This window comes from Moorena sp. SIO4G3 (genome assembly GCF_010692305.1).
GTDB lineage: Bacteria > Cyanobacteriota > Cyanobacteriia > Cyanobacteriales > Coleofasciculaceae > Moorena > Moorena producens_A.
This window is the reverse complement of record NZ_JAAHIG010000038.1, coordinates 1-25,710: the sequence shown is the minus strand read 5'-3', so window position 1 is coordinate 25,710 and position 25,710 is coordinate 1. Positions and strand designations below refer to the sequence as shown.

Annotated in this window: 19 protein-coding genes and 1 pseudogene; 15 read left to right on the top strand and 5 right to left on the bottom strand. The window is 43.3% G+C overall.

Features of this window, described 5'->3' with window-relative positions:
* On the bottom strand, positions 1-274 hold a 274-nt coding region (locus F6J99_RS09900), incomplete at its 3' end, for a hypothetical protein (RefSeq protein WP_293112781.1).
* 655 nt (positions 275-929) lie between these two features.
* On the opposite strand from F6J99_RS09900, the gene F6J99_RS09895 reads away from it, so the two are divergent.
* Positions 930-2,771 carry a carotenoid oxygenase family protein gene (locus F6J99_RS09895; protein ID WP_293112780.1) on the top strand — a complete coding sequence of 614 codons (1,842 nt, stop codon included), beginning with the start codon at positions 930-932 and terminating at the stop codon, positions 2,769-2,771.
* A 1,289-nt stretch (positions 2,772-4,060) separates the two neighbouring features.
* Here the strand turns inward: F6J99_RS09895 and F6J99_RS09890 are convergent.
* Positions 4,061-4,384: a hypothetical protein gene (locus tag F6J99_RS09890; protein ID WP_293112779.1), complete on the bottom strand. Its 324-nt coding sequence runs from the start codon at positions 4,382-4,384 to the stop codon at positions 4,061-4,063.
* Between the two features lie 320 nt (positions 4,385-4,704).
* On the opposite strand from F6J99_RS09890, the gene F6J99_RS09885 reads away from it, so the two are divergent.
* Entirely contained in the window at positions 4,705-6,201 is a 1,497-nt protein-coding gene (locus F6J99_RS09885) for a TldD/PmbA family protein (RefSeq protein WP_293112778.1), read from the top strand.
* A 464-nt stretch (positions 6,202-6,665) separates the two neighbouring features.
* Here the strand turns inward: F6J99_RS09885 and F6J99_RS09880 are convergent, their stop codons facing one another.
* On the bottom strand, positions 6,666-8,306 hold the full coding sequence (locus F6J99_RS09880; protein ID WP_293112777.1) for an SWIM zinc finger family protein: 1,641 nt from the start codon (positions 8,304-8,306) through the stop codon (positions 6,666-6,668).
* A 21-nt stretch (positions 8,307-8,327) separates the two neighbouring features.
* Between F6J99_RS09880 and F6J99_RS09875 the strand changes: the two genes are divergently transcribed.
* Positions 8,328-8,498 carry a hypothetical protein gene (locus F6J99_RS09875; RefSeq protein ID WP_293112776.1) on the top strand — a complete coding sequence of 57 codons (171 nt, stop codon included), beginning with the start codon at positions 8,328-8,330 and terminating at the stop codon, positions 8,496-8,498.
* A 115-nt stretch (positions 8,499-8,613) separates the two neighbouring features.
* Here the strand turns inward: F6J99_RS09875 and F6J99_RS09870 are convergent, their stop codons facing one another.
* Complete coding sequence (locus F6J99_RS09870; protein WP_293112775.1) at positions 8,614-11,811, bottom strand: WGR domain-containing protein; 3,198 nt, start codon at positions 11,809-11,811, stop codon at positions 8,614-8,616.
* A gap of 219 nt (positions 11,812-12,030) precedes the next feature.
* Here F6J99_RS09870 and F6J99_RS09865 point away from each other — a divergent pair, with 219 nt between their 5' ends.
* From F6J99_RS09865 to F6J99_RS45520, 12 genes and pseudogenes are all read left to right on the top strand, one after another.
* Positions 12,031-13,239: a transposase gene (locus F6J99_RS09865; RefSeq protein ID WP_293112774.1), complete on the top strand. Its 1,209-nt coding sequence runs from the start codon at positions 12,031-12,033 to the stop codon at positions 13,237-13,239.
* Positions 13,240-13,887: 648 nt separating this feature from the next.
* Entirely contained in the window at positions 13,888-14,613 is a 726-nt protein-coding gene (locus tag F6J99_RS09860; protein ID WP_365973003.1) for a reverse transcriptase N-terminal domain-containing protein, read from the top strand.
* Between the two features lie 43 nt (positions 14,614-14,656).
* Complete coding sequence (locus tag F6J99_RS45525) at positions 14,657-14,797, top strand: reverse transcriptase domain-containing protein (RefSeq protein ID WP_365973001.1); 141 nt, start codon at positions 14,657-14,659, stop codon at positions 14,795-14,797.
* A 111-nt stretch (positions 14,798-14,908) separates the two neighbouring features.
* Positions 14,909-15,592, top strand: coding sequence for an HNH endonuclease (locus F6J99_RS09855; protein WP_293112773.1), 684 nt, complete (start codon positions 14,909-14,911; stop codon positions 15,590-15,592).
* Position 15,593: 1 nt separating this feature from the next.
* Positions 15,594-15,734, top strand: a pseudogene (locus tag F6J99_RS09850) (RNA-guided endonuclease TnpB family protein); the annotation flags it as partial.
* Positions 15,735-15,874: 140 nt separating this feature from the next.
* Positions 15,875-17,671: a serine/threonine-protein kinase gene (locus F6J99_RS09845; protein WP_293112772.1), complete on the top strand. Its 1,797-nt coding sequence runs from the start codon at positions 15,875-15,877 to the stop codon at positions 17,669-17,671.
* A 250-nt stretch (positions 17,672-17,921) separates the two neighbouring features.
* A complete protein-coding gene (locus tag F6J99_RS09840; RefSeq protein WP_293112771.1) occupies positions 17,922-18,233 on the top strand; it encodes a hypothetical protein in 312 nt (103 codons plus the stop codon).
* Positions 18,234-18,587: 354 nt separating this feature from the next.
* Complete coding sequence (gene thrB, locus F6J99_RS09835) at positions 18,588-19,574, top strand: homoserine kinase (protein WP_293112770.1); 987 nt, start codon at positions 18,588-18,590, stop codon at positions 19,572-19,574.
* A gap of 251 nt (positions 19,575-19,825) precedes the next feature.
* Positions 19,826-21,439 carry an NAD(P)H-quinone oxidoreductase subunit 4 gene (locus F6J99_RS09830; RefSeq protein ID WP_293112769.1) on the top strand — a complete coding sequence of 538 codons (1,614 nt, stop codon included), beginning with the start codon at positions 19,826-19,828 and terminating at the stop codon, positions 21,437-21,439.
* Between the two features lie 1,357 nt (positions 21,440-22,796).
* Complete coding sequence (locus tag F6J99_RS09825; RefSeq protein ID WP_293112768.1) at positions 22,797-23,981, top strand: nuclear transport factor 2 family protein; 1,185 nt, start codon at positions 22,797-22,799, stop codon at positions 23,979-23,981.
* A 615-nt stretch (positions 23,982-24,596) separates the two neighbouring features.
* Positions 24,597-25,271 (top strand): transaldolase family protein, encoded by a 675-nt coding sequence (locus F6J99_RS09820; RefSeq protein WP_293112767.1) that lies wholly within the window; start codon positions 24,597-24,599, stop codon positions 25,269-25,271.
* A gap of 17 nt (positions 25,272-25,288) precedes the next feature.
* Positions 25,289-25,480 (top strand): transposase, encoded by a 192-nt coding sequence (locus F6J99_RS45520; protein ID WP_365973015.1) that lies wholly within the window; start codon positions 25,289-25,291, stop codon positions 25,478-25,480.
* On the opposite strand, the gene F6J99_RS09815 is transcribed toward F6J99_RS45520, so the two are convergent.
* A complete protein-coding gene (locus F6J99_RS09815) occupies positions 25,463-25,621 on the bottom strand; it encodes a hypothetical protein (protein ID WP_293112766.1) in 159 nt (52 codons plus the stop codon). The two genes, F6J99_RS45520 and F6J99_RS09815, sit on opposite strands and share 18 nt — an antisense overlap.
* Positions 25,622-25,710 lie beyond the last annotated feature (89 nt).

The following is a 25,710-nucleotide window of genomic DNA, read 5'->3' as shown; positions in this document are numbered from 1 at the left end:
TAATTTTTCCTAGATTATTTTGTTTGGTGTAAAATTTATAAACCATTAGGTGTCGGTAAGTTTCACCTGGATTCAAGATAACCGAAGGAAAGTTAGGCTGATTGACTGAGTCAGGAAAATGTTGTGTATCATCGTCTAGCTCACCGCTCTTGTCAGGCAAGTGTAATTCAGTAAGAGTAGCACCATAGTTGGTTATCTTAGCTACTAAACCATTGGTATTGGTTAAAGTATAGAGATAAACGTTTTTACCATCTTTAGTCTGGCCAAATTCCATTTTCGTTATACTTTTGTTTTCTTTGGTCTGGTAGTTATTTGCTGTGGGGTAAGATTGCTGAGGGTTAAATCTATTGTAGTAATCTACGTTCCCTAAAAGTAAACTCATTCCCATTGCGGTAAAGACTGTGATTATTTTTAGTAACATTGAGCCAGTCAGCATAGTTGATTTTTTAGGAATTAATTGTCATCTATTATAACGAGTTTTTTAAAGTAATATAAGAGAGGGACAATTTTGTAATAATTTAGCTGTCACTTATCAGCTATCAGCTAATGCGCTACGCCCACGCGTGCGCGTTCAGCTATCAGTTATCAGTTATCAGTTATCAGTTATCAGTTATCCACTTATGGGCTATGGGCACGCTGTCTTGATGCAGTCGCTCACGAGTTGCACCTGTGCATAGCTGATAGCCTTGTGGAAACCTCCAAAACCGGGCTGTCTACCCAAAACTGGGCTGAATCGCTTCTGAGTAAGACTTCTAGAATTTAGATGGGTTTGCCCTGGAATTATAGTTGAGGACATAGTATTTTAGTTTAAAGAGAACTTCGGAACGTAAAATTTCCTATCACAGAAGAGAACTATGTCTTAACATTTACTTATACTGGTAGAATATACCAAGATATATGCGTATTGGTTATAGACCAAAACAGTAACCATGACAGCAAAACCGAAAGCAACATTTTCAACTGACTTACCCAATAACCTCCGCGAACACAATACAGCATCTCTCGACCTAGAGATGAATGTAATTGAGGGAGAAATTCCTTCTGATTGTGAGGGACATGCTTTTTGGTTAGTTCCAACACCTCAAAATGGAGCTACTCCTTGGTTTAATGGCTATGGACAGTTGTATCGTTTAGATTTTGAAAGCGGAAGAATCCATCTCAAAACCGAACAATTTCGCACGCCTTCTGTCATCTGTGATCAAAAAATTAATCAACAGCCCTGGTGGACATACTTCACAAATTTGCGAAAATTACTGTTTGGGAGATTATTTAGATTTCGTAATCTGGGAGGTTTGGCTCGTCTAAGCCCCAGATTAGGCTTACAAAACCAATGTAATACAGCGCTTCAAGCTTTCCAAGATCCTGAGAATAACTCTTGGCGTATGTTTGCCACCATTGATTCAGGTCGTCCTTTCGAGTTTGACTTAACCACCCTAAAACCAGTTACACCTGTAGGCGATCGCTCCGAATGGATTCCTTTAGAAATAAATGGCATACCAAGTCTTGGGGATATTCAAATCCCCTGGATTTTTCCTATGCATATGAGTGCAGCCCATAGCGCTTACGATCAGAAGACGGGAGAAATATTTATTATTAATTGCATCTTTGATATTCCAATCAGTGTGGGAGCAATTGATCCAGATACTTATATACATATTTGGAATGGTCAAGGTAAGTTCCAGACAACCCAAATAATTGATGAGCGCACCAATAAGCCAGTTGAAATTAAGCAATCTACGCACCAGATAGCGATTACCAAAAACTACGTGGTAATTATTGACACGGCTTTTCGCATAGAATCTTTAAGAATGTTAATTCCTGAAGTAAAAGCTAAAGCTCAATCAGCTTACAATCAAGTCTGGTTAGTGCCGCGAGCACAACTTCAGGGCGGAAAAGCTATTGCGAAACACATCACAATCCCTCGCGAATGTGTTCATTTTTATGCTGATTATGAAGATAATGATGGAGAAAATTTGACCTTGCATCTGGTGTTAGCTTCTGGTCATGATGTTAGCGAGTGGCTACAGAAATCGGATAAAAGATGGCCAACTTTATTTGAGTTTGTTCCATCTGCTTTTTATGGCTATCCTCCTGGTGTATATGATCAGCAGGGTTTTGGTAAATGTGTTGTTAATGCGAAGACAGGGGAACTAAAGAGTGAACAACCTTGCTTATTCGAAGAATTTTGGGGAGTTGCACTCCCTACATATCAAGGAATTCAAGGTACTTCGCCCCCACAATTTCAGAATATTTGGGTAAACTACCCTGGGTATATTAGTGAAATTACCCCTCGCAGATTGGTTGAATTATACGCTAATCATCCTTTCCGTAAAGTACCAGTAAACGATTTACCTAATTGGAAACCATCGGGTATTTTGCGATGGTCTCCAGTGGATATGGAAGTTAAAGATTCATGGGCTATCGAACGAGGGTATGTCGTTAATACCCCTATTTATGTTCCTAAGCAAGGGCAAACTGACGAACTTGAAGGGTATATCGTGGCGACGGTAACTACTCCTAGTGGGTCTGAATTTTGGATTTGGCAAGCAGGAAATCTGGCCCCAGGACCAATTACCAAATTGGGTCACGAGGACGTTAAATTTGCTTTGTCTCTCCATTCAGCTTGGGTTCCCTCAATCGCCCCACGGGATGCCAAGTATAAAGTGGATCTCCGCCAGGATATGGATATCAACAAGCCTGAGTATTTCTTACCTGACTGGATTAAGGAAATCTTTGAAAAGGATATTTATCCCGAATTTGAAGATCACTGACATGCTTCCCCGGTAAATCGAAGACTATACCGGGGGCTTCTAATTGATCAAAATAAACCTTAACAACAAACCTGATCTCCCCTGCTTTGGAGCAGGGCTGTTTCTTTGTCGGTTGAGACTAAGGAGGAGCTAGGGAAATAGGGAGAATTAGTCGATCAGCTCACTAGATGTAGAATTACTGAAGCTATTTCAGGTTACCATAGAGTTTGTAATAAATATTTTTATATCAACTAAAACCAGGGCAAATCTATTTTAATAGCTGTTACGGATCCTTAATTAACTATTAACAATTGACCTATTATCTCAATGCATTCAGGTCTTGAATCAAGGAAAAATTAGGTATTTGACCTAGGGCTGCTCGTAAATGATTGATTCTGGACAACTAGAAACACGCTGATTTATTATTGGTTCTTATTACTTGTTATTGCTTTTAGGATTAGGCTGAATGGTTACAACCAGTGGGCTTGATTGTACTGACCTTTAGTGAAGTACCCCAACAAGATCCGCTGAAGTTGGGGCTTCCAACTGGCGTCACAAGGACGGTCTTATTCGTCTTTCGGCAAAGCCGACGCTTCGCGAACAGGATTTCCCGTTTCATCCGCCGATGCCACGTTGGGTACTTCCGCGTACACAGAAAGTCCAGAACTGAATCTGGTGATGGTCTTACTCAGCGTCCACAGGCAGCCGCCCGTCTTCCACAGGCAGTAATTCTTTTTTTGCCGCTTGGTTTTCGCGGTTTATAACTGGTGTTCCAGTCGATTATGTCTCATGACATCTTGCGCTTGCCTTTTCGGTTCGCTTAGCGTCGGCGAAACCCGAAACGCTGTTGCGAACGGTGGTCGAGTTCGTTCACGCGCTTTGACTACATCTCTTATCCACCTAGCTCAACTATTATCAGCCCATGCCTCACCATGTAAACCTAAGCGAGTTATTTTCATAATAGCATATAATCAATCGTTCGGCTATCCATCCCCACCGTCAAAGTTGGATGGCTCAGATTTTGCACCAAGTTTAAAATTTACCTGTCAAGGTAGGGAACAGGGGACAGTGATAAGATTTGACTTTTTCAGTACTGAAATTAATTGTTATCACTGCCGTTATTAAGTTTTTTTGATACTGGTGCAAGATCTCAGCATACTTCAAATGCAAAGGCGACCACCGCACTGTCTTGGATTAATTGTAATTCTTTTAAGCAAATTTAAGATAGAGCTTTACTCGAGAATAAATTTTAATCTTGCTATAGATGTATTGGATACTGCTTGTCCTAGCCTTTAATTTGAATTCGCTGATTATCCATTAGATTTCAACCACTTTTCAATCTCTGAATTACTTTTAAATAACTTAGTCGTCTCCCCCTCAAATTCAAAACCGTTAGGATTAACTACTTTGTAGGTATACCAAAACTCTTGACAACCAGGGTAAGGTGCACCATCATCGTGTTCACGTTCGTATTCAACGGATACTCCATCATCAAAATAGTGAACTTGTCGTACTGTATAAATAGTGCTACCTGTAACATCACGTTCTGTTTTTGATTGAGAGTCGCTGTTCACAATTTTATAAGGGCTGGTTGCCCCCTTAATCGCTTTAACATAGTCAATAATACGCTTCATATAATCACTATTTCTTTATGACTTTTCAGAAACCTGTATCTATTATCTCAGATGGAGTTTTGGGGCAGTATTATCAACAAAAAAATTCCCCATAGAACTATGTTTTATACCGAAACTTTGGCATTACTAAATATTGGAATGAATATAAGTGGGGTGGGCATTTTACTCACTCAAAATATCAGGAACGGGGAAGATGCCCATTCCCAAAACTATTAAAATGAAGAGAGGGTTAGGTTAAGCCTAATCTAATTCCAGTGGAATTATAGCAACTTTAATCCATATTAGGCATTGTTCTTAAAAATTATTTACATACTTTACATATGATACAAGCCTTATCACCAATTACGACTACTGACTTGGCGAGAAACTTGGCGACACTAGGGATTGATTTAATTCGTAAAGCTGGTTGTGAGTATGGGGATATCCGTATTTGTACTTACCGTAATCAGAATTTAACCGCACAGGATCGCTCCCTTAGCCAACTCTGTGATAATGTTAGTTCTGGCTTTGGGGTAAGAGTGTTACTAAAGGGCGCTTGGGGGTTTGCGGCTAGTCCCTATAAAACTCCAGAGGAAGTGGAACGAATGGTGGCTTTAGCTGTAGAAATTGCTAAAGGTAGCCGCCTTTCTCAGCAAACACAGGTAAGATTAGCGCCAGTAGAAGCCTATCGCGATAGCTATATTACTCCAATCGAAATTGACCCGTTTACTATACCAATTACTGAGAAAGCCGATTTACTATTGCGTATCAATAATCAATTGCTTAGCTATAGCGATCGCGGAATTAAGAAGGCTTACTCTTTCCTGCGTTTTACTCGTGAAGACAAGATTTTTGCGTCTACTGTTGATTCCCTAATTGAACAAACTATATACCGCAGCTATCCAGGTCTGGGTTGTACAGCAGTTGCCAATGGGGATGCTCAAAGCCGTAGCTATGAGCGTCCACCTTTAAATATCGGTTATGAGCATATTCAACCTCCAGACCTTTTGAATCAGGTAGAACGGGTAGCAGAAGAAGCAATAGAGAAGGTTCATGCTCCCAAAGGACCTTCTGGTATTCGCAGCACTCTGATTCTGAAGCCTAGTCATCTCCACCTAACAATTCATGAATCGGTGGGACACCCTACGGAACTGGATCGGGTGTACGGCTATGAGTCGAATTTTGCTGGTACTAGCTTTGCGACTACTGATAAATTGGGGAAGTTGCAATATGCTGCTCCTTGGGTGAATTTTAAATGCGATCGCACTCAATCGGGGGGACGTAGTACTTTAGGTTATGACGATGAGGGGGTACCAGCACAAGATTGGTATGTTGTCAAGGATGGCATTTTAGTAGACTACCTCACTGACCGGGAAACGGCTTATCGACTAGGTAATGCTAGTAGTAACGGTTGCGCTTACGCCGATAGTTGGTCAAGTGTACCAATGGTGCGGATTCCTAATTTAGGGTTGGAACCGGGAGCAGAGGGAGGAAGTCACTCTGCCACACTCGCAGAAATGATTGCTGAGACTGAGGAAGGGATTTTAATTGATGGTAGAGGTAGTTTTTCCATTGACCAGCAGCGACGTAATTTTCAGTTTGGTGGAGATGCTTTCTGGAAGGTGGAGAAAGGTAAAGTAGTGGGCATGCTCAAGGATGTCACCTATCATTCTATGAGTACTGATTTCTGGAATAGTGTTGATGCCATTGGAGTGGCTTCGGAACAGGAGCAGTGTGGTACCCATATGTGTGGTAAAGGGGAACCGATACAAATTGCTCAAATGACCCATGCTTGTGTGCCGGTGCGGGTGCGCAATATTCAGATTGGGGGAGCCTAAATGGTTAATTGTTAATAGTTTTTTTATGGTTAGTTGGGTAGTTCGATTAATTAGTGTTAGCTCAAACAGAGGTAAATTTTACCATCCATTTCTCAACTCACTATCTAAGATGGAGCAAAAGTATCGGCATTGCTCCATAAAGCAATGCCCTTCTTATTTATTATTTCAAATATCAAAAAATTACCTTTTCTGGTTAACTATTCCCAGATTAAGCAACGCCAAAAAATAACGCCCACTCCGTTGGTTACCCCTTCGTAAACTCCCTCGGACTAGACTGCTCAACTCAAGCGGGCTCGGGTGCTATCGCTAATTAGTTTTAAGAAAACGAAACCGTAATAGCGATAGCACCCGATAGCCCGCACAGTCACGAGCAGGCTAGTGATGCGTGGTTGAACTTATCGCAGGGACGGCGATCCACCGCCCAGATTGCAAGGCTGTTTACCAACTGATGGAATGGACGTGATTTATTGATACTGACGAGCGTGCTGCATCCGCAACGCCAGAATGTGTTCACAAGGACCTTTGTACAGCTTATTTTGCTGATACCAATTACAGGTACACTCTGCCGCTATTATACGTTCATCACGATCAATTGTCAAAGCAGGATTATAGGTTTTGCTTTTATCTTTGACATTTCCCTGTAGCTGGAGTGTACCTTGAGTGTCGTTTACTGAGGTTACTTGTACGGCATTGTTACTTAAGAAGCGGGTTGCTGTTTCTTCTCGCTGATTGGCAAACCGTAACCGTTCCATGGGTAAGGGCTCTCGGGAGAGTTCCCGGACTCGATATACTTGCTTGTTTAAGTCGTAAATGGCTCGTCCGGCTTGGGTGTAAGCTCCTAAGGCACCTAGGACAGCAGTAGGACTTAAGTCTAAGCGCTGGGCAAGACTGTGGGGACTTTCTACCCAGTTTTCTCTGAGTGCGTCAAAAATGAGTTGTTGCGTCCACTGGTCTACATCTGCACGGGGTGCCATTAAGTCAAAGTTCCCAGCTTGAGACCAATCGTTAGCTGTCCATCCTGATAAGCCGAGGGTAAAGGACATATCCCCTAGGTCAGCTACATAAAAGGATGGCATGCCGGTTCCGAGTAGGTGAATGGTAAATTTGTTGGCAATGGGAATAAGACGTTCTAGGATGTGGAGGCGGCGGCGTCCCCAAACTCGGATGACCTGTTCTGATGAACCTTGATAGGGCGATCGCGAACAGACTATTTCGATGTTCCAAGGCTCAAATACTATTCGCACGGGTTCTCCTGGTTTGAGATGGTAACGCATTCCCCGTGGACCAGTTTTTTCTTTGTGGCGACGCAACACAAAACAGATATTGTGAATATCCATGGGCTGCAAGTCAAAGGTGGTGGCAGGTAAGGCCATGGCGGAACTGACTTGTAGAAATCCTCTTACCCAACTGTCTGGTAGGTCAATTTTGACTTCTTTAAATGCTGCTTCATGGGTGGTTTTGACTTCAAAACCGGAGGGGTCAATTTCAAATTGGGTTGTCTTGTAACTGCGGATTTTTTGAAATTCGTTGTATAGGGCGGCGGAGTAATCTATGTTTGTTGTACCGCAGGCGAATTCGCTGATAGTTTTAAAGACTTCGTAGCTGGCTCCTAGTCGGCCATAACTGGATTCATCTTGGCTGAAACATTCAAAGAAGACTTCATCGGGATGAACGGTAATTACTGGATCGAGGACAAACCAGGCATCACGGTCTTTCTCATAGAGATAATTGTAGTACTGCTGTCTGGCTTTATAAAAGGTGGATAATCGTTGATATCGGTTCTGATTTAATTGAGTTAGTTCTGCTTGTAAGGGTTTAATTTTATTGGCGAGGTCTTGGCGTTGTGCGGCTATGATTTGCCAGTCTTGTTGGTCTTGGTTAGCACGCCATTGTTTATACTCGGTTCTGTCTTTGGGTTTGAAGCGTAAATCGGAAACTACTACGTCATGTAGGGCGCTGATGGCTTCTCGAAAGGCTACATTTTTCCCTAATTCACCAATGAAGTAGGTGGGAGGACGCTTGGTGTCTGGGGAGAAGGACATTTGGGTGCTGCTGCCGCGATCGCTAACTGCTGTACTATTTTTATAGGCGTAGTTAAATTCCATGGTTTTTAGGGTGTTGAAGTATTGTTTAAATTGTTAAGAGCTGAGGTGATGGCTGGGTGCATCTCATTTTTACTGTTTGACCTGGTGGTGCGTTACGGGACGGGCATCTTGGTGGAACGGGCATCTTGCCCGTTTCATTTCCGGACGGGCTGTCCCAACGCTGGCGGTGCGTTACGGGACGGGCTATCCTAACACTGGCGCTCGAGGCGGAAAATCAGGGCCAGCCCGTCCCTAACGCACCCTACGCCTTGTTCCCTGTTCCCTGTTCCCTATTCCCTATTCCCTAAAATTTACAACTGATAAATCCCTAAACTCCTCTGACTTCGGAGACTGGTTTAACGTGAATGGGAAGAGGAATAGTAGGATAGTTTTGGTGAATTTTTAGCATGATCTGAATTGAACGGGCTTTATCACCAATAGCCATTGTGATGGATTGTCGTGTTAATATTTCTGCTACTATTTTAGCAGATGCTTGGCTTTTTTGGGCTTCAGTTTCTAGAAATGTGAAGACGCGCTGTTTAGCAATTCGTCCGCGATTAACACGAGACAAAATACTGATAAAGTAAGGGATTAAGTCTTGCAAACGGTCGGGATTATCTACGGCATACTGTTCTAGATAGTTAGTGGCAAATAGCTGCATGTCTTGACTGGGATGTTCACTAAATTTGAGGAGATAATCTTGACCATAACTCTGCTGAAAGGTACGTAGGACTAAATCCCGCCCAAATTGACGAACATCATCCCGAGTACTGTCACAAATACTGACCATGACTTCAGGTGTCCAGTCTTGTTCGGTAATTTGTTGGCTAAAGAGTTTGGTCGCAAATTCTCGGGAATCCTGCCATTTTGCTTCTAGTAATCGCACTGCGGCTAACATGTCTTGAGAATTGCTACGGATACGGTTGAGCCTTTGCTCAATCATTGTCCAAGCGGCTTGACGGACGGATAGGATTTCATGATTGGCTAGTTTGACAATGTCAGGAGTTTCTAATTCTAATACCCAAGTGGTATAGTTAGCTTGGAGTACTAATCCTGCTAATTCTTGAGCGGCTGATGATTTGGCTTGGAGAAGTTCCATGGCTTTGTCTTTGGGAATCCTAGTCATCCAGCTGGGTAAGTCTTCTCGTAGCAGTTGGACTAAATCTTGGTGAACACCTTGATGTCTTTCTGGTAGCTGCAATAGGGTAATGATTTCTGTGGCTAGCTGAGTTACAAATTCTGGATATAATTGTCCTAAGCGCTGAATTACTGGACGAATACCTTGACGCAAGTGTGCTTGTTGATTGGTTGCGATCGCTAATACTAAGTCGTAGTCTTGTAGCAACCGTTGATCGGGAAGTTGACCGAAAATCTGAACTCCAATCCCTTGCACTGACTGATGGGAAGCGTTGAGGAGTGATTCAATTAATTTGGGTGGTAAGTCAGCGGCAGGAGTTTCGTGATTGAATAGGATTCTTGCTCCCAATTCTTGGATTTCTGGCATGGGGTGTTGGAGCAGATCTAGTACTACTCCCATACCCAATGTCCTGAGTTGGGGGGTAAAACCTAGAAGCAGGGTTTGAGCAGTGTCTTTGGCGATATCGGTTTGAGTTGGTTCTAGTGCGAGTACTGCTACAATAATTCGCCCGATTAATACTTTGGCTGTTGCTTCACTTATTATTGATTGAGTCAGTAACTGACGGGCAAAGGTACGGGTATCGGAGTGTTGACTGATGACTAAAGGGATGATCAGCGGGCTGGCGGTAATCAAATGAGTTGGTATTGCTTGTATCCACTGATGGGCTTGAGTACGAGCTGGTGGAAACTGGCAGTTGGCTAAGGCAAGTAATAAGTCTAGGTTAGGATTGTCGGGATTATCGGAATTATATTTTTGTGTTGCTAGTTCAAAGCCGAGTTGAGCGGTTACTGGGTAGGGTTTGTTAACTAGTCTGATTACAGTATCTGTATCGATTTGATTACAGAATGACTGACATACCCTTAAGGCTTTGGCCGCAAACTGATGAACTTGATGACAGTGGCTTTGTAATAATAACTGTAGCAGTGCCTCTGGATGTTGCTCCCAAAGTTTAGGAAAGGCTTCTTCTCGCACATCTGGCTGTGGATCACCGGGTTTGTAGTTGTCTCGACAACGCCATGCCTGGCTGTTAGGCATTAATTGGTAACGGGGACTATTGGTATAGAGAATATGGTTAAAGGTTAAGTAACCAGCATAGCTGTCCCAGTTGCGAGTGTAGCTGCTGCGACGACCGTTGGAGTAGTTCCAGCGATACAAGGTTGATGTTCTGGCGGGCACCCCATCAGAATCAGAATATTGGAGTAGTATCTCTAGGGCTAGATTTATGTAATTGCGATCGCATTCTTCACCCAATTTCCTGAGAGTCCGCCATACCCGCCGCCGTAGATAGTCACGAGTTACGTTGCTGTAAGCCCGTTTAGCATCAGGACTACCGAGGTAATTGGAACGGGGAATATATTTGCGACTATTTCTGTCCCAGTAATACTTATGCCAATAAGACTGATGAAACATTGGTGGCTCGGTGTCTAGGCGGTAGGCGATAATGCCAAATACTTGGGGATCTTGTCGATATTCGGCAATTTTAAATATGTGGCGAATGGCTTTGAAGTAGTTGGGGCGTAGGGGAGCAGTGCGTAAGATATTTAGTAGTGCTGGACGCACTTGAGCATTATTAATTTGATATAGGGTATCGAGGACACCAAAACGAGTATAGTCGTTACTGTCTAGATAGGTAACTAGGGCATTAGAGAACTCAGCAGGATTATCGGTTTCGATATGGGATTGCAATTCGGCAGGCAATTGCTCTATCTGTTGAGAGCGCAACCGTTCTTGAGTTGATGGATCACAGAGTTTCATCCAGGCTTCCCAAGCAATCCCCTTGACAAAGTCTGGAGTTGAAGGAGTTTCATACAAGCGTTGGAGGTGAGGAATTACATGCTGATCACCACACCATCCCAAAGCCCAAGCAATGCAGTAGTCTTTTAAGGGTTGATCAGTGCCAATCAGGGGGATAATTAGGGGAGTAGCTTCACGAATTTTCAATTCTCCAGCCCGCCAGATCGCTCGGGTTTGGGACCATTTACTAGAGCCTTTACTACTATCTGGTTTTGCGTTCGGCTCTGCCGTGCCAAAAGCGATCGCGTTGAGAATGGCTTGATGGCGTGGGTCCTTGGTAACTAAGTTAGTAGTAGTTAAGTTACTGGTATTTAAGTCATTAACCTCTTGTTGAGTTTGACTACTTGATGGCTCAGTTACATCTTGATAGCCTTTGTTGAGTTTTGAGCCCACTAACTGATCAAAGACTTGTTGTGCTTTAGCCAAAGCTACCGGCTGAGCAGTTTTTGAACTTTCTTTCAAGGTCTTGCCACGGCGTCCATAGCGGAAGTTAACGATATACTGCTCGTTACCGAGATCACACAGATCGACTTCGTAGATTTTATCTGAGTTACCAGCTTGATAATGGAGCGTAGTGCGTTTGATCAGTTTCATAGGACATCAGGGAAGACCCAGGGAGAAGTGGAAACGCCTATCATTACAACCATATTAAAAAAATTATAAAGAATCGACGATGCTGAAAACCCCGCGTCTTTAGACCGGGGATGAAAGCGAGATGGTGGCTTTAGCCGCCGTGAAAAAAAATATTTGAGATAGTTCCGAAATTTTGTGCTGGCTATTGTAGAATAAGATAAGAGGTAGAGGTCGATACTGATGATTATTCTAGAGTTTAAAGCGTACGGCAAACAAAAACAATATTCAGCTATTGATGAAGCGATCAGAACGGTCAAATTCATTCGCAACAGTTGTATCCGCTATTGGATGGACAATAAGGGGGTAAGCAAGTACGACTTAAATAAGTATAGTGCTGTTCTAGCTAAGAAGTTTTCGTTTGCTAATGAGTTGAACTCTACTGCCCGTCAGTCCAGTGCTGAGCGTGCATGGTCATCAATTGCTCGCTTCTTTGACAACTGCAAGAAAAAGGTACCTGGCAAGAAAGGTTTTCCTAGATTCCATAAATATTGCCGTTCTGTAGAATATAAGCAATCTGGATGGAAACTATCTCCCGAAAAAAAGTCAATTACATTTACTGACAAAAAGGGAATTGGAAAACTCAATCTCAAAGGCAAATGGGAATTGTGGCGATTTGATAAAAAACAAATCAAGCGAGTTCGGATAGTCAAAAAAGCTGATGGGTACTATGTCCAGTTCTGTGTTTCAGTTGACATCAAGGAGGAATTGGATCCGACTGGTAAAGCTATAGGTTTAGATGTAGGATTAAAAGATTTCTATACTGATTCCACTGGTAAAGCTGAACCAAATCCTCGTTTTTACAGGACGGGAGAGAAACGCCTTAAGTTTTATCAACGCCGAGTTTCTCGGAAGAAAAAGGGCTCATCCAATCGAAAGAAAGCAGTTAATAGGCTAGGGAGACATCATCTTAGAATAAGTAGGCAGCGTGAAGAGCACGCCAAGAGACTGGTTAGAAGTTACCGTAAGATAGTGGAGCCTTATTACAAAAGATTTAACCCTTTTATGCAAAGCCGAACACCCATAAAGGCTCCACTATCTAAGGTTTCGTCTCCGGCGCGCTGCGTAATCCGGTCTAACGACCTGGTAGCCTATGAAGATCTGAGAGTCAAAAATTTAGTAAAAAATCACTGTTTAGCTAAGTCTATTAATGATGCAGGTTGGTATCAATTTAGAAAGTGGATGGAGCACTTTGGCACTAAGTTTAGCAAGATAACTATTGCGGTTAATCCTGCCTATACAAGCCAGAATTGTTCCAGTTGTGGCGAAGAAGTAAAAAAATCTCTATCAACTAGAACCCACGTCTGCAAATGTGGTTGCAAGTTAGATAGAGATCACAACGCTGCAATCAATATTCTCGTGCGGCTCGTTCCTAGTAGGAGCTTCTCGTAGTAGAGAAGGGTATGACTAGGGGGATTCGCGGGGTAAAACCCAAAATCCTAACTATCTGTCGGATGGTGGTGAAAACCCACCCCATGCGGAGACATGTGACTCCTTATCTGGCCACACCGAGCGGGCGGCAACTCCGCAGAGTGACGCTGGCATCAGGGCGCAATCAGTTGACCACAAGCAGGTAGCAACACTGGCGCTAACAGGGAGGCGACATGGGTAAAAGTAGTCCTATAAAAGTGTCTAATTGATAAGCCACAACCTGAACAAACCATGTGCGACTTCATCCTCTATTCTCACAACGTTTTGAGAATGACAGTTGTAATCTCCGAGAAGAGGATAGGCAAATTGGGAACGAAGTTACCGCAAGAATAGTGGAGCCTTTATAGTTAGTCGGCTATGGGTAAAAGGGTTAAAAATTTTGGTGTAAGGCTCCACTATTCTAAGGTTTCATCTCCGGACTACCCTAAATCGTCAAAACAATCTGATAGATGGAACGAGTAAAAACGACAGCAGAATCATGGGTCTGAAGGCCGGTCGAACCTTTGGTAAGTTATGCCAAACTTAATCCCCACTGTCGGGTAAGATGTGCTCAAAACTGGGCACGGGTTCTCAGAATATATTCAACAAGAGTAGAGTATGGTTAGACGCATGTCAGAACATAGCGAACTATGGAAAAGTCAGAAGTGGAAAAAACTCCGCCAAAACTTATTCCGCCTACAAAGAAGAATATACAAAGCGGTTCAAGCTGGCGACTGGAGGAAAGCTCGGTCTCTACAAAAACTGATAATGAAGTCCCGTTCAGCTCAACTTTTGGCAGTCCGCCAAGTGACTCAATTAAATCAGGGAAAACGCACTGCCGGTATTGACGGAAAGGAAAGCCTGAATTACCAAGAGCGAATTGAATTGGTAGAACAGTTGAACCACTATGGCCACACCTGGGTTCATAGCGGACTTAGAGAAGTACCAATCCCTAAAAAGAATGGGAAAATCCGAATTCTGAAAATACCAACCATCGCCGACAGAGCCTGGCAATGTCTAGTCAAATATGCCCTAGAACCTGCGCACGAAACGAACTTTCACGCTCGGAGTTACGGGTTTAGGACTGGACGAAGTGCGCATGATGCACAAAAGTATGTGTTTGAACACTTAAACTCAACAAAAAAAGGCATCACAAAAAGGGTCATTGAATTAGACATCAAGAAGTGCTTTGACCGCATCTCCCACGAGTCCATCATGGATAGGTTGTTAGCCCCAGCGCAAATAAAGATAGGGGTCTTTAAATGCTTAAAAGCTGGCATCTGCCCGGAATTCCCTGAACAAGGAACTCCCCAAGGAGGAGTAGTCAGCCCACTAAAGCGCCAACATCGCACTTGACGGAATAGAGAAGATACACCCATCAGTCCGATATGCGGATGACATGATTATCTTCTTAAAACCAAAAGATAAAGCAGAAAAAGTCCTCCAAAAGGTGGAAAGATTCTTAGAAGAACGAGGTCTCGAAATCAGTCAAGAAAAGACCAAGATAACCAAGGCGACAGACGGATTTGACTTCCTATGAAGTTACCGTAAGAATAAAGAAGCCTTTACAGGGGACAGACTATGCAAAAAAGGGTTAAAAATTATTAATTAAGGCTTCTTTATTCTAAGGTTTCGTCTCCTTGGCTGGGAAATGCGAGTCAAGAAAAACGGAAAATTCCATTGTAAGCCCTCAGTGGACAATCATAGGAAAATCCGTGAGAAGATTAAAACCGTAGTCAACAGCTCGAATTATGGTGCTTTAGTTAAGGCCAAAAAGTTGGCTCCCATTGTAAGAGGATGGCGAAAATATCACAAATGGTGTGATATGAGCGATTCTCGGGATAGCCTATGGTTCATGAGAGAAGCAGCAAACAGAAAATTCCGAAAGGAAAAGAAAGTGAGCCGCTACCAATCAAATGAACTATGTAATAAGGCATTCCCAAAAGTGAAGACAAAACTTTTCGGACACAGGATGGTCAAAGGTACCAAGTCCCCTTATGACGGAGACTTAGTATATTGGAGTCAACGGAACAACGGACTCTACGACAATCATACATCCAAGGCACTGACTGAGCAAAACCATTCTTGTGGATACTGTGGAATGAAATTCATTGATGAAGAAAGAGTTGAACTCCACCACATTGATGGAAATCACGACAACTGGAAAAAAGACAACCTAATGGCCGTCCACCGAAGTTGTCACCAACAAATTCACTCTTTGCAAGTCTACCGACAAGCCTATTGGTTGAGAGAACTTAGGAGCCGTGTGAGGCGAAAGTTTCACGCACGGCTTTGGAGCGGAGGTGCCCTGGGTAATACCAGGCATCGACCGTAATAAACGAGCCTTAGGTACGACGGGGCACGTCGGAACCGGGATTTTAGATCCGAACGCTTGCGGAGAATCGACCTCTACTCTTCCTGACTCAGGTTTGGTTGAGCAAGTTGGCTCGCTGAAGCAAGAATCCCCGCGTCTTTAGACCGGGGAGTGTCAACTAGTCGCTCCCTTTCCCCAATCCTAAAGCTATCGTAAATAAAAGCAAGGTAAGCCCAGCCTAACCGAAAGGATTAAAACTTGCCCATTGCTGCCTACCTTAATTGTGATGTAGCCGATAGATTAATGAGCAATTTTCCAGACTTATCTAGTCACGATTTCAAAGTGATCAGGGAATTGGGTCATAATCGCGCTGGTGGGAGAGTGACCTACCTAGCCCGAAACCAGGTCAATCACCAATTGGTAGTGATCAAGCAGTTTCAGTTTGCTCAACGCAACAGTAACTGGTCAGACTATGAGACCATAGAAGGGGAAATTCAAGTGTTGCGGGGACTGAATCATCCCGGTATCCCCCGTTACTTAGGGTCATTTCAAACCACTAGGGGCTGTTGTTTGGTACAGGAATACAAACATGCTCCTTCCCTGGCTGTACCTCGTAGTTTTGACCCGGAGGAGATTAAGCAAATCGCGGTTGGGTTACTCAATATTCTGGTTTACCTACAACATCGGATTCCTCCGATCATTCATCGAGATATCAAACCCGAAAATATCTTAGTAGATGAGACGATCAATGTTTTCCTGGTAGACTTCGGCTTGGCTCGGATTGGTGATAGTGAACTAGCGGTGAGTACTGTAGCAAAAGGCACTATCGGGTTTATGGCTCCGGAACAGTTATTTGATAAAGCCCTAAGTAAAGCGTCAGACTTATATGGGTTAGGAGCGACCTTGATTTGTTTACTGACTGGTACTCGATCGACTACCATTAATACTTTAATTGATGAAGACTATTGTCTCAATTTTCAGCATCGTCTACCTCAAGTAAGTTTGGGTTGGCTGCAGTGGCTGCAAAGAATGGTAGAGCTGAAACCTAAAGATCGTTTTCCTGATGCTGAAACGGCTTTAGAAGCTCTTAAGCCAATCTACGTTATCCGGATTCCAGAGGCAAAACTATCCCAATCGTATCTAGAGTTGAGAGCTAAAAAATTAGGGGAAAAACTGACAAAAACTATCACGATTTGTAACACAGTTCCAGACACAGCCTTAGAAAGCCGCTGGCAAATTGCTCCCCATGTCAGTGACCCACCCCACACTCCCTACTTCCATGACTGGATTCGATTGGACACAGCTGATGTTAATGGGAATCAAGGGTTGTGCCAAATTACGATAGATACCAGTAAGCTGATGGCAGACCAAACCTATGAGCGAGAGGTATTAATTCACACTAATGCTGAACACTCAACTCAGGTTTTACCCCTGAAAATCCATACTGCTCCGGTACCAATTGCCACGAAAAAACTTCCCTATCTATCCCTAGCGCTATTGATTGGTTTAGCTACGACAGCTACTTGGGTAGAAACTACGGCTTGGGAGGGAATTGTGAGTAACAGTGGGACAATCGGGATTGCGATCGCTACTTTTGTCTCAGTCTTGGTGGCAATGCTGGGATTGACTGCGGCTGTGACATCTGGGGTGATATCGAAACTGGTAGCAAGAGTCAGAGCCAGGTTTAGTATTCCGTTAAAGGCTATGGATACCGTAGCAGCAGTGTTTTTTGCTGGAGTAGCAGCCCTGTTGGTAGCTGGATTTGGTGCCAAGTTTCGCGCTACCGATAGCGCAATTGCTACCTTTGCAGCAGTGGATGCGGTAGTGTTTATGGCAGCCTTTGAAGGGGAAGGAGTAGCTCAAAGCTGCCGAAAGCGTGGGTTTAGTAAAATCTTAGCCCTGGGAGTGCCTGTGTTATCGGTAGCCTTGGGCATTAGTTTAGGTATCGGTTTAAAGCTGGGATTTTTAAATATCTTGGTAATGATAGCCATTTTAGTGACAGCAGTTCCCTTAGGTGTGATGATTCTCTATCCGCCATTAGAGCGTCTGCGGCAAGTCAAAACCTATCGGAAATTAGAAAGAAATTTGATCAAGCCTTAGAGGATATTTATTTGGAGGAGTGATCAGGCTACTGCTTCCACTCAATTTTTTGTGATTGCAACAAAATAATAGATCTGGACTCCCTTTTCTTTGTGGGTCTATGGTTTACCTACAACGTTTAACAATGTTTAACAATTAATAGTTAACCACCCAAGCCGCTATTATATTTTTTGATATTTAATTAGGTAATTTCTTATTCCCTATTACCCATTATCAAAAAGCGCTCAGCTATCTAGCGTTTTCCATACTAATGAGGAACACATTATTTTTTGCCTATTCCCTGTTCCCTGTTCCCTGTTCCCTGTTCCCTGTTCCCTGCTCCCTGCTCCCTGCTCCCTGCTCCCTGCTCCCTGCTCCCTGCTCCCTGCTCCCTGTTCCCTGCTCCCTGCTCCCTGCTCCCTGCTCCCTGCTCCCTGCTCCCTGCTCCCTGCTCCCTGCTCCCTGCTCCCTGCTCCCTGCTCCCTGCTCCGCTGCTCCCTGCTCCCTGCTCCCTGCTCCCTGCTCCCTGCTCCCTCAACAAATGCACCTCACCCAATTGAAAAGCGCTATATTGAGTTCGTGATTAACAAAACTTGGTATCTTATAAAATTTTGTAATTTTATAGGTGTTTAATACTTTGGCTTTGGAGTAACAGGTTTTATTAATATAGAACTCCCCTAGCAGCTGATCGGCCTTTGATGATTTCAAACATGCTCTCTCAGCACGCTCTGCACTCAGGACTTATCGAATTTTTCACAGGCTGAGAATAGACTGATTCATGATTACCATAGATAATTAATCGTTCTCACTTCTGCCTGGGTGTCGTTTATTCAAGTGAAAATCACTTACGTGCAACCAACTGTAAATAAATGTACCAAACCCAGTAGACAGGAGAGCAATTTTTAGGGCAAGATTATTTAGTTCAGAATATTGTCAAATGTCTGTTGTTTCTACAGTCAGGGTTATTGTGCCCGGTACTACCGCTAATCTAGGACCAGGTTTCGATTGCATAGGCGCAGCGTTAACTGTGTATAACCAGTTTAAAGTCACTCGCCTGGAATCGGTAAATTATGGATCACTCAAGCTTAAGATTGACGTTACTGGTGTGGAAGCCGACAAGGTGAGTAGAGATGAGAGTAATCTTGTCTATCGAGCGTTTGCAACATTATATGATCGTCTGGGAAAAACTCCGCCTCCAGTACACCTAGAGATTGATTTGGGGGTGCCTTTGGCACGAGGATTGGGCAGTTCGGCAACAGCGATTGTTGGAGGATTGATTGCTGCAAATCAGTTAGCGGGTAAACCTCTGTCTCAGCAGGAGGTAATGGAGTTAGCGATCGCAATTGAGGGGCATCCTGATAATGTGGTTCCAGCACTTTTGGGGGGATGTCGTTTGACCGGTCGAGGTTTGGCGATGAAACCCCAAAGACCCCAAAGACCCCAAGCAAAAGAACAGGATTGGGTAGTTTGTGAAGTTGCTTGGTCTTCTGATCTGGTCCCGGTGGTAGCAATTCCCGATTTCGAGCTTTCAACACAGGAGGCACGGCAGGTGTTGCCTGATAGCTACAGCCGTGCTGATGCAGTGTTGAATGTGGCCAGTTTGGGGTTGTTGTTGCGAGGTTTGCAGTCTGGTAAGGGGGATTGGATACGGGTCGGTTTGCAAGACCGGATACATCAGCCTTATCGCCAAAAGCTGATTCCTGGTTATGACGCTGTGGAGGCGGCAGCTTTGGATGCTGGAGCTTATGGCATGGTGATTAGTGGGGCTGGTCCTACTTTGTTGGCTTTGGTGAGTGAGTCAAAAGCACCAGCGGTTCAGGAGGCAATGGCGGTAGCTTGGACCGATGCCGGGATTCAGGCTCAAGTGCGATCGCTTTCTCTAGATTCCCACGGCACCAAGATTGCTCTGGAATTGATTAGCTAATACCACATCCGATAGTATGACCCCCTGGTGGTTATAGTTGGTAATTGCTTCTGATTACCCAAAATCTCCCATATAGCATAATGCTTCTGGGTTTGACCCACCTTAACCTAAATTTTTAATAATTCTTTACTTTTTTGGTAGCAATTGTTACCAAAAATTTTTTTTTGTGTTTTTTTGGCAAATACCCTTTGCAATTCTTAACTTTAGTTAATATACTGAAACTAGAAGCCAATAGGTATTTATTCTTAGCTATGGTCTCCGTAAATTTTCCTTGGATAACGACGATTATTCTGCTGCCCCTAGTGGCATCTCTGCTGATTCCGATCATTCCCAGCAAGTGGCTGAGGATGATTCGTTGGTATGCCCTAGGTGTAGCCCTTCTGGATTTTGTCCTAATGATCTATGGGTTTTGGCATCATTACGATTTCCGAAACTCCGATTTTCAGCTCAGGGAAAGTTATACGTGGATACCCCAGCTTGGCATTAGTTGGTCTGTAGCAGTCGATGGCTTATCGATGCCTCTGATTGTGTTAAGTGGCTTAGTGACTACCTTAGCTATTGTTGCGGCTTGGAAGATTAACCATAAACCGCGTTTGTTTTACTGCTTGATGCTGTTCATGTATAGCGCCCAGATCGGGGTGTTTGCAGCTCAAGATTTAGTGTTGTTTTTCCTAATGTGGGAATTAGAGTTGCTGCCAGTGTACTTGCTCATTTCTATATGGGGAGGAAAACAACGCTTCTACGCCGCAACCAAATTTATTCTTTACACAGCAGCAGGTTCAGTTTTTATCCTGGTCGCCGCGCTAATGATGGCGTTTGCTGGAGATACAGTCACCTTTGACATGCAAACCCTAGGGAATCGGAATTACCCGATAGCTTTGGAACTAGTAGCTTATGCGGGTTTCTTAATTGCCTATGGTGTCAAGTTGCCGATTTTTCCGCTACATACTTGGTTACCAGATGCACACAGCCAAGCTTCTGCTCCAGTCTCGATGATATTAGCTGGGGTCTTATTGAAAATGGGTGGGTATGGACTGATGCGCATGAATCTAGAAATGCTTCCTCATGCCCATACTTACTTCGCACCAGTGCTAGCAGTATTAGGTGTGGTCAATATTATCTACGGTGCTTTGCTTGCCTTTAGTCAAGACAATCTCAAACGACGACTAGCTTACTCGTCAATTTCCCACATGGGTTTTGTGTTGATTGGCATTGCTTCGTTCACTGAATTAGGAATGAATGGAGCTATCTTACAGATGCTTTCCCATGGGTTAATCGCTGCTGCCTTATTCTTCCTATCTGGTGTCACCTACGAGCGTACTCATACCCTAGCGATGGCGAAAATGGGAGGAATGGCGAAAGAAATGCCCAAAGCATTTGCCCTCTTCACTGCTGGTTCCATGGCATCCCTAGCCTTACCAGGAATGAGTGGTTTTGTGGGTGAGTTGTCAGTCTTTCTTGGAGTCACTACTAGCAGTGTCTACGGCTCATCTTTCAAAGTCGTCATCGTTTTCTTAGCCGCAGTGGGATTAATCCTAACTCCGATTTATCTGCTTTCACTGCTCAGACAGGTATTTTTCGGTAAAAATAACTCTGGATTAATTATTGAGAAATACTTAGGGGATGCCAAGCCTCGCGAAATTTTCGTTACCGCTTGTCTGTTAATCCCTATTATTGGCATCGGTCTTTATCCGAAGCTAGTCACTCAAACCTATGATGTGAAAACTGTAGCGGTTGCTGCTCAAATGCGCCAATCCTTACCAGTGATTGTTCAAGAGGAATCACCTCTATACTCTGGTACCTTCACAGCACCAAAGTTAGCTAACACCAAAGCTCAACCTATTCTTGGGGTTACCCAGTATTGATTAGTTCCTGTTTGCGATTAGCGGGAGTTAAACAAAAAGAACGCCCCAAACAAAGTAGGAGCATCTCACTTTGGAAGAAACATACCGCAAATAGCTGTATCATTGTGATTCTAGCGCCAAAATAAAACGATATATTTGCCAAAATGAGATGCTCCTAACAAAATGGGAGCATCTTACTGTTTTTATGGAAAGCGCGAGTGGGTAAAAACCCTTGTTACCTTGCTGTATCGCTTTTGAAATTAGGAATAAATTCCCACGAAAATTCCCACACTTCCCACACTTCACACCCTCACCGCGCCCGAGCTCCACACTTCCCTTCTTTTTTATAAATATTGAGATGCATCCTCATCAGTTGTCTGTCTAATCATTGGTCTGTCAACCTGAAACTCATTAAGCCAGCAATATTAGACTGGATTTCTATCTTGATTTCTGTTTAAGTCCCGCTATAACTTTAATCCCGCAGGGGTGCGTGGTTTGGGTGAAATTGGGATTACAAGAGTATCAGCTGCGATCGCTAATGCTATCTATCATGCTACGGGGAAAGGTATCCGTGATTTACCAATTACACTGGATAAATTGTTGTGACATGTGATGATGTTAATTTTCCTATAAGTCAACCACGGGTAAACCTTTTTTGGGAATGCTGCTGATAAATATTTCCCGAATTGAGCCTAGTTTATCGTAGCAAATTAAGTAAGTCTTCAGCTGTCAGCTATCAGCTATCAGCTATCAGCTATTAGCTGACGGCGGTTTGCAATTCAGTCAGGTACAAATTCTTGGGTTTTAGGGACTGAGGCCGTAGGCCACGCGGGGCGCGTTCGGAGCAGGGACTGAGGCCGTGGGCCACGCGGGGCGCGTTCGGAGCAGGGAAGAGGGAAGAGGGAGAAAATCCAGTGTACTTGATAGTTATGCAAACCGCCGTATGGGCTATGGGCACGCTACTTTACGAATAGCTTTTGAATACAATAAGCTGACCTCTGACCACTGAACGCGCACGCGTGCGCGTAGCCCATAGGCTGACCACTGACGGCTGAGGGCTGAATGCTTACCAAATTAAATTAAATTTGCCCAACAAAACTGGTATAAAAACTAGTATTATCGGCAGATTAATTAGTATTATTAACAACGCTAAAATTGCCAATACTGCGGTAAAATTTAGACAATAATATTTGATTTTATATATCAACACTAGAGATTGCCGACAACTAGGGCAATGCTTTGTATGTCTGTGCCAGATATCGTATAATTGCTCATCACTTAATTCTTGGAAAGGTGCTTCTGTTAATCCCTGCCATGCAGGTTTCCCACTAAATGCTTACCTAAAATCTAAAATCTAAAATCTAAAATCTAAAATCTCATGACCACACCTGCCCATAATCTGATCCAGTCCATTTATGAAGCCATCAATCGTAGGGATGTTAACGCTGCGATGGAGTGGATAGACGACCAGTGTATTTACGAGGATCTCAACTTTTCCCAACCATTCAAAGGAAAGGAAGCTGTCAGACAACTTCTGGAAGAATCCTGTCAAGGTATCCCGGATCAGTTAAAATTTGTAATTGACGATATCACCACAGGGGATCCCCTGGCAGTAGGAATACTATGGCACGTTGAGTTAGACGGCATTCCCTTTCCTAACGGACGAGGTGTTAGCTTTTATCGTTGTTCTGAGGTAACTGGCAAGTTAGTTTTAGCCCGTGATCTGGTTGAACCCCCCATAAAACCAGGGAAGGCGGCATTCTTTATCATCCGACTAGTATCTCCGCTGATACGGACACTGCTGAAAAATCGGCAAGATGAAAGTACTAGGGAAATCTCTCCCTTAGGCCAAGGGATTCCAAAAAGTCAACGCTTTCTTCCTCTAGTATTTGGGTTAATAGCGATCGCCTATATTTACATTCTGTTTTTATCTCCACCAGGGCAACTTATTCCAGGGCAACCCGCTTGGGCCATTCAACCAGAAACTATAGAGGAAATAGTAAATGAATCTCTGAATTTTTTCTTTATTTTACCCCTTTTTAACCTAGTAGGCATTAATTATTTAGAAGCACCAGTGGTTCATCCTACCTTAGAAGCACTCTTCAACTTTGCCGAAGCTTGGATTTTCATGTTTTTACCTCTACTCCTCGTCGATAGAAGGACAAATCATCTCCCCAAGATTCTCATTTGGAGTCTGGCGATGTTCGGAACCAATGCTGTTCTTACCCCTTATATGGCACTGCGCTATAATACACCAATTCCGCCAGTAAAGGAGGAAACGAACAAGGGACTATTAGCTCGTGTATTTGGTTGGACAGGAATGATAGTGGGGATAATTGCCTTAGTTTGGGGGGTGATGGGACGACCAGAGTTTGGAGATTTGGTCGAGAGAATGAACTATTTTGGCGAGCAATTGATGACGAACCGACTTACATTAGCTTTCTGTGTAGATTTAGTACTTTTTTCCATTGTTCAGGCTTTACTTTTGGGGGCAGTTAACAGCAGAATTGGCTGGTTTCGATTTATTCCTTTCTGGGGACTTGCGCTATGGCTAATTCTATAGATTTGCTTGGAGGTTGGCTCAGCACGAGCGAAAGCAATTTGCTGCCCCAAATGACTTTTATTCTCAAATCATAACTATAGCGTTTATCGCAGTTATGAGGTACAGTCTTATTTGACACTGATTCCCTGTCTTGATGCAGTCGCTCATGGGGGAAACCCCCTGTTCCGAAGCTGCATCGCTTAAAACCCTCTTTACTATTGCGGTTCTTCAGTACCTACTATGCTAAATTTACAGTTAAAAAACATTAAAAAGCTTACTGTGTAAGGGTTATGATGCAATTTAACTATAAATTATTCTGAATACTGCGTCTTCCTCCTGCTCCCTGCTCCCTGCTCCCTGCTCCCTTTGGCAAAGTGTTAATTTAGCATAACAAGTACGGAAGAGCCACTATTGCTAGCATGCTAGCATGCCTATTGCCTTAAAAGGATAAGCTTTGTCCTCATGACTATGAGAATTGCTATATAGCACTACGCATTAAAGTTAGGACATTGATACAAGCTGAAAACCTTGTGTAGTAAACTTTTGCCTCTTGCCTCTTGCCAATGCCATTGCGCGTAGCGCTATAACTGTGCTGCGGAGCATTTTTATTCAGGGAAGGTTAATCAAGATTAAATCATGTTAGAACTATATTTAGACAGTGCCGATGTTGAACAGATAGCACGTTTTCACTCTTGCTTACCGATTAAAGGAATAACCACCAACCCCAGTATTTTGGCTCAAGCCAACATCGGTGTTAATCAACTACTTAAAGAAGTAAATACTATACTAGGAAATGATGCACGTTTTCACATTCAAGTTATCAGTCAATCTGTAGATGAAATTATCGTTGAAGCTGAGCAAATAACAGCGTTACCCTATGATATTGTGGTTAAAATTCCGACCACGGAAATAGGTCTGGTGGCAATAAAAAAGTTACATCAGAAGCAGATACCTCTATTAGCTACGGCAATTTATACAGTTCAACAAGGTTTTTTAGCTGCACTAGCAGGTGCAGATTATTTAGCTCCTTATGTAAATCGAATTGATGTTTTTGGGGGCAATGGTGTCACAGTTGTGGAGCAACTTCAACAACTTGTCCAACAACAACAGCTAAGTTGTTGTTTATTACCGGCTAGTTTTAAAAATCCCCGTCAAGTTTTAGAGGTATTACAAGCAGGGGTTGGTGCGATTACTTTGCCTGTAGGTATAATGGGACAAATGGTTTCACATCCGGCTATACCTTTGGCAGTTGAACAATTTAATACTGATTGGCAACAAGTCTTTGGTGATAAATTAGCTTTTGAAACTTAATGTGACCTGAGTTTTGGATAATAAAACAGGCAGATAGAGAGACAAGAAATAAATGGAAGCTAGAGGAATTCAACGGTGAAGCATATCATGTTCACTTGATAGTAAATTTTTCTTCCAACAATAACTTATCTGACTTGATTTCATCCTTTAAATCAGCTAGTAGCAGGATTTTTATGGTAAGCATTCAGCTATCAACTATCAGCGATTAGCGCTACGCCCAAGCTACGGGAACAGGCAAAGGCCAATGGCTGACCACTGACCACTGACCACTGACGGCTGACAGCTGACAGCTGACAGCTGACAGCTGAATACTTAGAGGTTGTCTGAGAAGTATCATTTGCTACATTCAAGCCCCCTAAATCCCCCAATTTTGGGGGACTTTTAGCAATAAATGGATTCTTGTTCCCCCCAGAATTGGGGGGCTAGGGGGGCAAAGTTC